The 10,755-nt window shown below is 65.8% G+C and carries 7 protein-coding genes and 1 pseudogene; 5 read left to right on the top strand and 3 right to left on the bottom strand.

Annotation, left to right across the window (positions count from 1 at the left end; translation table 11 throughout):
• Positions 1-339: 339 nt before the first annotated feature.
• The 5 genes and pseudogenes from AB4061_RS25055 to AB4061_RS25035 all read left to right on the top strand — a co-directional run bounded on the left by AB4061_RS25055 (position 340) and on the right by AB4061_RS25035 (position 4,205).
• Positions 340-522 carry a hypothetical protein gene (locus AB4061_RS25055; RefSeq protein WP_441638554.1) on the top strand — a complete coding sequence of 61 codons (183 nt, stop codon included), beginning with the start codon at positions 340-342 and terminating at the stop codon, positions 520-522.
• 107 nt (positions 523-629) lie between these two features.
• Positions 630-2,372 carry a ShlB/FhaC/HecB family hemolysin secretion/activation protein gene (locus AB4061_RS25050; RefSeq protein ID WP_441638552.1) on the top strand — a complete coding sequence of 581 codons (1,743 nt, stop codon included), beginning with the start codon at positions 630-632 and terminating at the stop codon, positions 2,370-2,372.
• Between the two features lie 90 nt (positions 2,373-2,462).
• Positions 2,463-3,144: pseudogene (locus AB4061_RS25045) on the top strand (CsgG/HfaB family protein).
• Positions 3,145-3,174: 30 nt separating this feature from the next.
• The gene (locus AB4061_RS25040; RefSeq protein WP_441638550.1) at positions 3,175-3,549 is read left to right on the top strand and encodes a DUF4810 domain-containing protein; all 375 of its coding nucleotides are present in this window, start codon (positions 3,175-3,177) and stop codon (positions 3,547-3,549) included.
• Entirely contained in the window at positions 3,546-4,205 is a 660-nt protein-coding gene (locus AB4061_RS25035) for a DUF799 domain-containing protein (protein WP_441638548.1), read from the top strand. The genes AB4061_RS25040 and AB4061_RS25035 overlap by 4 nt, the downstream gene beginning before the upstream one ends.
• Positions 4,206-4,259: 54 nt before the next feature.
• On the opposite strand, the gene AB4061_RS25030 is transcribed toward AB4061_RS25035, so the two are convergent.
• From AB4061_RS25030 to styD, 3 genes are all read right to left on the bottom strand, one after another.
• Positions 4,260-6,290, bottom strand: coding sequence for a TonB-dependent receptor family protein (locus tag AB4061_RS25030; protein WP_441638736.1), 2,031 nt, complete (start codon positions 6,288-6,290; stop codon positions 4,260-4,262).
• A gap of 145 nt (positions 6,291-6,435) precedes the next feature.
• Positions 6,436-8,637 (bottom strand): PQQ-dependent dehydrogenase, methanol/ethanol family, encoded by a 2,202-nt coding sequence (locus AB4061_RS25025; protein WP_441638546.1) that lies wholly within the window; start codon positions 8,635-8,637, stop codon positions 6,436-6,438.
• 197 nt (positions 8,638-8,834) lie between these two features.
• On the bottom strand, positions 8,835-10,325 hold the full coding sequence (gene styD, locus AB4061_RS25020; RefSeq protein ID WP_441638544.1) for a phenylacetaldehyde dehydrogenase StyD: 1,491 nt from the start codon (positions 10,323-10,325) through the stop codon (positions 8,835-8,837).
• Positions 10,326-10,755 lie beyond the last annotated feature (430 nt).

Raw genomic sequence — 10,755 nt, 5'->3', positions numbered from 1 at the left:
CAAGTGCACATGACCACGCGCGTGGTGGCCGGATAGCTCTCTGGTGTCAAGGCCAAGGGCACGCCCGGCTGGTGGCGCATGGCTTTGCCCATCGGCCCAGGTGACTAGTGAACCAGCGCAACCTTGACCAGGGCACGGGAAACATACGCCGCCTGCAGGAACAGGCCGCCTACCAGCAATGTCTCCCCAAACAGCCGCAGACTATTCCGCACCTAGCCAAATTCAGCTCCGAATCGATTGAATAGGAAATTTCACCCCTCGTTTTCGGATTTGTCCGATTTCAATCTGGGTGAAAACTCGGTATCGTCCGTCTGGCCTTGGCGTAGTCCAGCCTCACTCATGCAGCAGCGCGCTTGCGTGATGAAGGCATTGGCAACGAGGCCAGCGGCGCTGGCGCCAACAATGCCATCTGAAATCTGGAGTGGAGAAAATGATCTGGTTTATTTTTTCACACCGGCATCGCCTTTCGATGCCGCGAAAATCTGGTCTATTTATTCTCGCTCGCAGAGCCTCAATGAGTGATGTTCTCCGTGCACTCGATTGCACCCCTCATGAACATATAGCAATTTAATCCGACCAGATCATCAGCCTCCGCGTCGAATTGCCTGACATGTAAGCCGCGACAACCTATGCCGATGAACTTCCGCAACGCGCGCCGCAAGGCGCGTGGCGTCTCCCCTTTTGCCCCGCTCATCCTGACGCTGCCCACACTCGCGGTTGCCCAGGCCCTGCCCGTCTTCCGGCCCGCTTTCCCGCCTGTCACCCCGAACGCCGCCATCGAGCGCCGCCAGGAACAACAGCAGGAGGCTGCGCGCGAGCGTGCCTTGGCCCGTCCCGATGTGCTGACGACCTCCCCCGCCAACGCCGGCATCGCGGGACCGCTGATCCTGCGTGCCGAGTCGCCCTGCTTCCGCATCGGGACGGTGCGCTGGGAGGGTGCCGAGGACTTTGCATGGCTCCAGGCCGAGGCGGGCATCCTGCCCACGCAATGCGTTGGGGGCAAGGGGCTGGAGGCCATCCAGAACTATTTTTCGGCGCGGCTGCTCGCCCAAGGCTACATGACCACGCGCGTGGTGATCCCGGACCAGAATCTCGCCAGCGGCGAATTGCGCCTGCGCGTGGTGGCGGGACGCCTCTCTGGTATCAAGGCCGAGGGCACGCCCGGCTGGTGGCGCATGGCCTTGCCCACCGGCCCCGGCGGGCTGGTCAACCAGCGCGACCTTGACCAAGGCACGGAGAACATGCGCCGCCTGCAGGGGCAGGCCGATGCCGGCATCGACCTGGTGCCCGGCGAGAACCCCGGCGACACGGAACTGATCATCAAGCCGGGCACCGGCAAGCGCTGGCATGTCCTCGTGACGGGCGATAACGCCGGACTGGACAACACCGGGCGCTATCAGATGGGCGGCACGCTGACGGTGGACTCGCCACTGTTCCTCTACGACAGCCTCACCCTCTCCGGCAGCACGAATGCCAATGCCGGCAACAGCGCGGCGGGGACCCGCTCTTCGGCGCTCAGCTACAGCATTCCCTTTGGTTACTGGAACGCTTTCTTCAACGCCAACCAGTCGCGCTACCACCAGACGGTGGCGGGTTTCGACGGCGACATCGTCTACGGCGGGCGCAGCACGCAGATCGAGGCAGGACTTGGCTACGTGCCGTTGCGCAACGCTTCGGGCAAGACGAGCCTGTACGCCAAGGTGTTCCGCAAGACTGCCAGCTCCACCCTGGACGGCATCGACATCGCAGTGCAGCACCGCGACTTCGTGGGCTTCGAGGCCGGCGCCGCGCACCGTCAGTACCTTGGCAACACGGTGCTGGATGTCGGCGCGGCATGGCGCGCGTCGCTGCCCGCGCACTCCAGGTCGCCTGGCTTTGTGCTGGGCGAGCCTGGCTGGGATGGCAAGTCGGAGATCGTGCTGGCGAATGCCGGCCTGATGGTGCCATTCCAGGTCGCCGGGGAGCGCTTGCGCTACCAGGGCAGCATGCGCATGCAGTACGCCCGCACCCGCATCTTGCCGTCCGACTACTTCGTCATCGGCAACCGCTACTCGGTGCGCGGTTTCGATGAACAACTCACCCTTGCCGCCGAGAACGGCATCACCTGGCGCAACGACCTGGCCTGGCACCTCGCCAATACGGGCCAGGAAGCCTTCGTGGGCTTCGATATGGGACATGTCAGCGGCCCATCCGCCGGGTTCCTGATGGGCCAGACGCTGATGGGTGCCGTGATCGGGGCGCGCGGACGCTGGGCCATGGGTGGCTACGCCGCCCTGACCTACGAGGTGACGCTCGGCAGGCCGGTCAGCAAGCCTGAGTTCTTCCGCACGCACGCGCCCAACTTCGCGGCGCAGATCGGCGTTGAGTTTTAGGCCCCGCAGCCCCGGAGGTATCGCGCAGGCGATGCTCGCCCGATGGCGTGAATCGTTTGCATGTTTGAGTAACGAAGAGGAGTAACCCGAATGAACAGACTGACAAGAGGATCGCTGTTTGCCGCGGCTGGGCTGCTCGCCCTGCTTGGCGGCTGCGCGACCGAATCATCGACTGCGTTGCCCGTGCAGAAGGTCGAGAGCGCCAGCCGCCCCTACGTGGGGGTGCGCACGCCGATCGCGGTCGGGAAGTTCGATAACCGTTCGAGCTATATGCGCGGCGTGTTTTTCGGATGGCATCGACCGGCTGGGCGGCCAGGCCAAGACCGTCCTGATCACCCACCTGCAACAGACCAACCGCTTCCATGTTCTCGACCGCGACAACCTGGAAGAGATCAAACGCGAGGCGGGCATCAAGAGTCAGGCGCAACGCCTCAAGGGGGCCGACTACGTGATTACCGGCGACGTGACCGAGTTCGGGCGCAAGGAAGTGGGTGACCAGCAGTTCTTCGGCATTCTCGGTCGCGGCAAGTCGCAGGTGGCCTATGCGAAGGTCGCCCTGAACGTGGTCAATATCGTGACATCGGAAGTGGTGTTCACCAGCCAGGGCGCGGGCGAGTACGCGCTGTCTAGCCGGGAGGTCATGGGTTTTGGCGGCAGCTCCAGCTATGACTCGACCCTCAACGGCAAGGTGCTGGATCTCGCCATGCGCGAGGCCGTGACGAACCTGGTCAACGGCGTCGAGGCCGGCGCCTTGACGCCGGGAAACCCCTGAGCGCCAACATCTAGAGGAAGAGGAGAAACTGTGAAGACATCAATCCGGCCGTGCCGCCTGGCGACACTCGTGCTCACGGCAAGCGCATTGCTGGCGGGCTGCGCCGCGCCAGCCAAGTCCCTGTATCAGTGGGAAAGCTACCAGCCGCAGGTCTACCAGTACTTCAAGGGCGAATCGAAGCAAGCCCAGATTGAAGCACTTGAAACTGATCTGCAGAAGATCATGGCTGCGGGCAATACGCCGCCGCCGGGCTACCACGCCCATCTTGGCATGCTGTACGCCGATGCTGGCAAGGATGACCAGATGGCCCGCGAGTTCCAGACGGAAAAGACCCTGTTTCCAGAGTCGTCCGCCTACGTGGATTTCCTGATGAAGAACATCAAGCAAGGGGGGAGCAAGAAATGAAGGATCTGATCAAACGCGCGCTCGCGTTCCTGGCCGTCGCGGCGCTGGCCTCCGGGTGCGCGGCGCCACCCAAGCATGTCGATTACGCCGCCTTCAAGGAAAGCAAGCCACGCTCGATCCTGGTCCTGCCCCCGCTGAACGAGTCGCCTGACGTCACGGCGACCTACAGCATGCTGTCGCAGGTCAGCTATCCGCTTGCCGAGGCCGGGTACTACGTGCTGCCGGTGGCCCTGGTGGATGAGACGTTCCGCCAGAATGGCCTGACGACGCCAGCTGATATCCACGCTGTCCCGCCGCCGAAGCTCAGAGACATCTTCGGCGCGGATGCTGCCCTCTACATCACGGTGACGGACTATGGGACGAAGTACCAGGTGGTCAGCAGCGCCACGGTCGTCAGCGCGAAGGCGAAGCTCGTGGATTTGCGCACAGGGGGCACGCTCTGGGCTGGCGACGCGTCGGCATCCAACAGCCAATCGGGCAACGCCGGCGGCGGCCTGGTTGGGATGCTCGTGGCTGCAGCGGTCGCGCAGGTGATCAACAGCGTGTCGGATGCGAGCTATTCGGTAGCGGGAGCTACGAGCCAGAAGCTGCTGTCGGCCGGCAGCCCGGGCGGCATCCTGTATGGTCCGCGCTCTGCCAGGTACGGCGCAGACTGATGCTTCCGCGCGCGGCAACGGCGTAATGTGGCGGGCGGACAGCCCAGCCACCACTCAGATCTCCGCCCGCAGCCCCACAAAAAACCGCCGCCCCGGCGCCGGCTCGAAATACCGGCCATTGCTCTCGTTCACGATCACCGACCCGATGTAATGCCGGTCGGCAATATTATCGATGCGCCCAAAGGCATACCAGCGCATCCGCCCCACGCGGAATTGATAGCCAGCGCGCAGGTTGAAGGTGGCGTAACCCGGCGCATATTGCGTGTTGAGGTCGTCGGCGAACACGCGCCCTTCCACGCGCATTTCCACGCCCAGCGTGAGGTCGGCCAGCGGCTTGTACGTGGCCTCGGCAAACAGGCTGTGGCGAGCGGTGCCGGGCAGACGGTTGCCGGAGGCTACCGTTGCGCCCTGCGCATTGCGAAAGGCGTCGCCAAAGTAGGCGTCGAGCCAGGTGTAGGCCAGGCCGGTGCCGTAGCGCTCGCCGGGGCCGTAGGTGCCGCGCCATCCCAGCTCCAGACCGCGCCGGTGCACGCCGTTGACGTTCTGGTAGACGGATCGGCCGTTGTCGTTGGACAGCGGCACGATCTCGTTGTGGCTGCCTGCATCGAACACCGCGGCTTCCAGCCGTTGCCCTTTGCCTTGCCATTTGACGCCGATCTCGCCCTGGCGGCTGGTGGAGGGCTGCAGCCCGAGGTTGGTGCCGATGCCACCGCGGCCGTAGGCGACTTCGGTCAGTGTTGGGGTTTCGAAGCCGCGGCCAAGGTTGGCGTACACATTGAGCGAGTCCACCGCCTGCCAGACCACGCCGAGCACCGGGCTGACGTTGTTGTAGGTGGCGGTGCCACTGTCGTCGGGGCTGGCGGCGGTGATGTAATGATCGTCGATGCGCAGCTTGACCTGGCTGGCGCGCACGCCGCCGACCAGCCGCCAGGAGGGATTCCAGGTCCAGTCGAACTGGGCGAAGGCGCCCAGGCTGCCGGCCTTGTCGGTTTCGTCGCGGCGCAGCGCGCCCTGCAAGCCGTTCTGGTTCACGAAGCCGGTGCGCGCGTCGCGCATGCCGTCGGCGTCCACGCCGGCGCTCCATAGCAAAGGCAGTCCGGCTACCGTGGTGTTGTGGTGCCATGACATCGCACCGCCGCCGTAGGATCGGTCGATATCCACGATGCCGCCCGCCGACGAGGGCGCGATGCCGCTGAATCCCAGGTACTGGGTGAGCTCGCGGGTGCCGCCGTAGAGGCGGAACTCAAGGTTGTCCTGCTCGCTTAGCCGTTGCTCCACCAGCACGCCGCCCTGGTTCTGCCGCACGGTCTTGCGGGTATTGAACTGCGTGGCCAGCGACACGGCCTGGCGCGGGTTGGCGTCGGCCTGGGCGCGCGTGAGGCCGAGCGGGTCCTGCGCCTGGGGCTGGTCGAAGGCGTTGAACAACAGCGTGACGCGGGTGCCGGTGACCGGCTCTGCCACCACCTTGGCGTTGAGCTGGCGGCGCCGGGCCGCGCTGTGGTCGCGGTAGCCGTCGGTCTCGAATGTCCATGCATCCAGCACGCCGCCGATCTTGTCGTTGCCGCCGCCCACCGTCACGCCGGCCATCCATTGCCCGTCGGAACCAAATCCGGTGGTGGCGCGCGCCATCGGCGCCTTGGGCGGATCGGGCGTGAAAATCTGCACGACACCGCCCGACGCATTGCCGTAGAGCTGGGCGAAGGGGCCGCGCAACACTTCAATGCGGCTGGCGTTGGTGAGATCGGCGGTGGAGGCCTGGCCCTGCCCGTCCGGCATGGTGGCGGGAATGCCGTCCACGAACAGCCGCACGCCGCGCACGCCGAAGGTGGAGCGGCTGCCAAAGCCGCGCACCGCTAGCTGCAAGTCTTGCGCGTAATTCTGCCGCTCGCGCGCGGCCACGCCGGGCACGAGCGGCAACAGCTCGGACAGGTTGACCAACGGGCTGGCCGCGCTCAGCGAATCGACCGGAACGCTGTCGATCGCGGCCGGCGCGTCAAAGCGCGTCTGCTCGGCGCGGCTGACGCTCACCACCACGTCTGGCAGCATTTCCTCGGCAAAAGCCGCGCCGGGCGCGACGGCAAGCATCGCCGCCGCCAGGCAGCGCAGGCGGTGCGAAGCCTCCGCGCAAGCCCGTTTCCTGCTTCGCCCACCGCCCTTGTTGCCTGCCATATCCCTGCCTTGAGTTTGTTGATGGCTTCCTTTGCTGCTGTGCAGGCGGCCTGCCCGGTCGCTACTTGGCCATTGCCTGGGCCTTGGGCCGGATGGCGTCCGCGGTGCCCTGGATAAACGCCTTGATCTTCTCGACATCGTCCGCGCTCAGCTTGCCGGTGAAGTCTGGCATGCCGCGCGCCATGGCGGGTCCCTTGAAGATGAACTTGTCGAGATTTTGAATATAGGCGGTATTCATATAGCCGAGGTTGGGGATATTGCCGCCGCGATCCACGCCGGGCACGCCGTGGCAGAGCACGCAGTTGCTGACGTAGAGCGCCGTGCCCGCCGCGACGTTGGCCGGGTCGTACTTCACGCCCGACAGCAATTCACCCGCGCGGTACTGCACGAACGCGGGCATCGGCGCCTTGCCGCCAACCGCGAAGGTGTAGACGGTGCCCGGCCCCTGCCGCTCGGTGGCGCGCTGGGCCTGCCCGTAGACGCCACCCCAGCCGACGGCGACGGACACGTACTGCTTGCCGTCCACCAGATAGCTCACGGGCGCCGCGATCACGCCGGTGCCCGTGGGCGACTCCCACAGCTTCGCGCCGGTGGCGGCGTTGTAGGCGATGAAGCGGCCATCGGCCGTGCCCTGGAACACGAGGTTGCCGGCGGTGGTGAGCGTGCCGCCGTTCCACGGCGAGACCTGCTCCTGCGTCCAGACGGCCTTTTGCTGCACCGGGTCCCAGGCGATCAGGCGCCCGAAGGGCTGGCTGGTGGGCGGTTCGGCATTGAGGAACTTCGCCGTGTTCCATCCCACGTTGCCGTGCGGCTGGCCGGGCTGCTTGCCATTGAACGTCCAGTTCTTGTCGTCCATCAGGTTGAGCGGCACATGCTGCGCGGGCAGGTAGACCAGGCCGGTCTGCGGGTTGAACGACATCGGATGCCAGTTGTGCGCGCCGTAAGGCCCGGGGATGGCGTCATAGGGCTTGTCGGTGGCGCGTGCCGCCGGCAGCTCGATCGGGCGTCCGTTCTGGTCATAGCCGCTGGCCCAGTTCACATCGACGAAGTTCTTGGCCGAGATGAACTGGCCATTGGTGCGGTCGATGACGAAGAAGAAGCCATTCTTGGGCGCGTGCAGGATGACCTTGCGTGCCTTGCCGCCAATGTTCAGGTCGGCCAGGATCATGGGCTGGGTGGAGGTGTAGTCCCAGTTGTCGCCGGGCGTCTCCTGGTAATGCCAGACGTATTTGCCGGTATCCGGATCCAGCGCGACGATGGAAGCCAGGTAAAGGTTGTCGCCGCCGGCCGGGCTGCGCTTGCTGCGCGACCAGGGCGAGCCGTTGCCGGTGCCCACGTACATCAGGTTGAGCTCGGGGTCGAAGGCCAGCGTGTCCCACGCAGTGCCGCCGCCTCCGGCTTCCCAGTACTTGCCGGCCGGGTCCCAGGTCTTGGCCGCCTTGGCCATCGACTCGTCCTCGAACGGCTTGCTGGGGTCGCCGGGCACGGTGAACCAGCGCCATTTCTGCTCGCCGGTGCCGGCATCGTAGGCGGTGATATAGCCGCGCACGCCGTACTCSGCGCCGCCGTTGCCGATGATGACCTTGCCCTTGAACACSCGCGGCGCGCCGGTGATGGTGTACGAGTGGGTGCGGTCGATGATGGTGTCCTTCTCCCACAGCTTGCGGCCGGTGCCGGCATCGAGCGCGATCAAGCGGCCATCATAGGAGGCGACAAAGACCTTGCCCTGGTACAGCGCCACGCCGCGGTTGACCACGTCGCAGCAGCCCTTGTAGCCGATCGACTTGTCGACCTTCGGGTCGAAGGTCCAGATGCGCTTGCCGCTGCGGGTGTCGATGGCATGCACCACGCTCCACGACGCGCTGACGTACATGATGCCGTTGACCACCAGCGGCGTGGCTTCCACCCCGCGCGTGGATTCGAGATCGTAGGACCAGGCCAGCCCGAGGTCCTTCACATTGTCGGCATTGATCTGCGAGAGCCGACTGAAGCGGGTTTCCGCGTAGTCCAGGCCGTAGCTGGGCCAGTCGGGTGTCTTGGCGGCGTTGCCTTCAATGAAGGCGCCGTCGACGCTTCGGGTGACGGTACGGATGTGATCGGCGCTGGCCACCTTGGCCGGCGGCCTGGCCTGCGCCGCCGCCAGCGAGAACGCCGCCAGCCCCGCTACCAGCACTGCCACCTTGCGCGACAGGCCTGCTTGATTGCCAGCGCGCTGCGCAACGCGCGGCCAGCAGGAGATAACCCGCTCGGGTTCTTGGCTCATTGTGTCTCCTCTTTTTTTTGCTTCTTCTTCGGGGGGAAGCCAGGCTGGTTCTATGCCAGCGGCTGGCCAATGGCGCGACGGACATCGCCCGTCGCGCCACCGGATTGCAGCAGACCTAAGAATGGCCGCAGGGCTAGGTTTTACACACTCGGGATTACCCGCAGCGCGAACTCCCCCACCACGCGCGGCGATGCCGCTCAGTAAGCCATGCAGACCGACTTGATCTCCGTGTAGGCCTCGATGGCGGAGCGGCCATGCTCGCGCCCGACCCCGGAGGCCTTGTATCCGCCAAAAGGCATGTTGGGGTCCACGATGTTGTGCGTATTGACCCAGACCGTGCCGGCATCCAGGCCATCGACCAGCCGCTGCACCGCGCGCAGGTCGTTGCTCCAGATGCTGGCGCCCAGGCCATACTCGGACCGGTTGGCCTCGGCCAGCACGGCCTCGGGATCGTCGAACGGCATGGCCACCACCACCGGCCCGAAGACTTCCTCGCGCACCAGCGTCAGGTCCTTGCACGCGGCGTTGGCCACCACGGTGGGCCGCACGAAATAGCCGGGGCGGTCCAGCGCAGTGCCACCCGCGACGATGTCCGCGCCTTCGCTGCGCCCGGTGCCGATCAGCCCCATGACCTTGTCGCGGTGACGCGACGACACCAGCGGCCCCATCTGGCTGGCAGGATCGAGCCCGGAGCCCAGCACCGTGGCATTGGCCACCTTGCCCAGCCCCTCGACCACCTGGTCATAGTGGCGGCGCGCCACATACAGGCGCGAGCCGGCCGTGCAGACCTGGCCCTGGTTGAAGAAGATGGCGCCGGCCGCGCCCTGGATGGCATGCGCGGGATCGCAGTCATCCAGCACGATGACCGGGCTCTTGCCGCCGAGCTCCAGCGACACGCGGCGGATATCCTGGCCGCAGCGCGCACCGATCAGGCGCCCGACTTCGGTGGAACCGGTGAAGGTAATCTTGTTGACGCCGGGATGCGCCACCAGCGCCGCGCCGGGCACGCCGTCGCCGGTCACCACGTTCAGCACACCCGGCGGGAAGCCCGCTTCCAGCGCCAGCTCGGCCAGCCGCAGCGCGGTGAGCGGCGTTTCCTCGGCCGGCTTGAGCACCACGGTACAGCCGCAGGCCAGGGCCGGGGCGATCTTCCAGACCGCCATCAGCAAGGGGAAATTCCACGGCACGATGGCGCCCACCACGCCCACCGGCGAGCGCCGGGTCATGGCGCTATAGCGCGTGCCGGGGGGAAACGGTACCGATACGTCCAGCGTGCTGCCTTCGATCTTGGTGGCCCAGCCGGCCATGTAGCGCAGCCATTGCGCGCTGCCGCCCACCTCCAGGCCTTGCGAGAACGCCAGCAGCTTGCCATTGTTGAGCGTTTCAAGCCGGGCCAGTTCGTCGCCGTGCTGCTCGACCAGGTCGGCCAGCTTGAGCAGCAGGCGCTCGCGCTGGGCCGGCATCATGGCGCGCCACGTGCCGCCAGCAAAGGCGCGCCCGGCCGCGGCCACCGCCGCATCGATATCCGCCGCCCCGCCCGCGGGCACGCGCGCGATCTCCTCACCGGTGGCGGGATCAAACACGGCGAAGGTCTCGCCGGACTCGGCCTGGCGCCACTCGCCGTCGATCAGCATGGCATTGCGGATGGCCTGGTTCAGGCCGCTGCGGGCTTCCTTAGGTGCATTCATCTTCGTCTCCGGTTGGTCTTGGCTGGTGCCTTGTCATGGAGATCGAAGTTAACACCACGGCCTGATCATGGCTTGTCTGGCCGTGCACAAAGCTTGTCGATGCGTGCAAAGCGTGGGAAAGGCCCAAGCCAATGGCCCTTGGCACCACAACGCCGCAGTGCGCCCCCGCCCTCTCCCCCGGCCCTCTCCCACAAGTGGGAGAAGGGAGCCAACCAGCGGCAAGATCAACCCATTGTGGTAGCCGTGTTTCCCGCCCGAAGGGGCGGGAAACACCCAAGCGCGACGCGAAGCGAGCCGTCAAGGTTTACCTAGGCCGTATGGGGCGCCTCGGGATTCGGCGAAAAGAGCGGAAAAGAGGGACCCATGTCTGAGTATCGCCTTATCGGCGAAAAGAGCGGAAAAGAGGGACCCATGTCTGAGTATCGCCTTA

The sequence above is a fragment of the Cupriavidus sp. YAF13 genome (assembly GCF_052113425.1).
GTDB lineage: Bacteria > Pseudomonadota > Gammaproteobacteria > Burkholderiales > Burkholderiaceae > Cupriavidus.
This window is presented reverse-complemented; position numbering and strand designations above follow the sequence as displayed.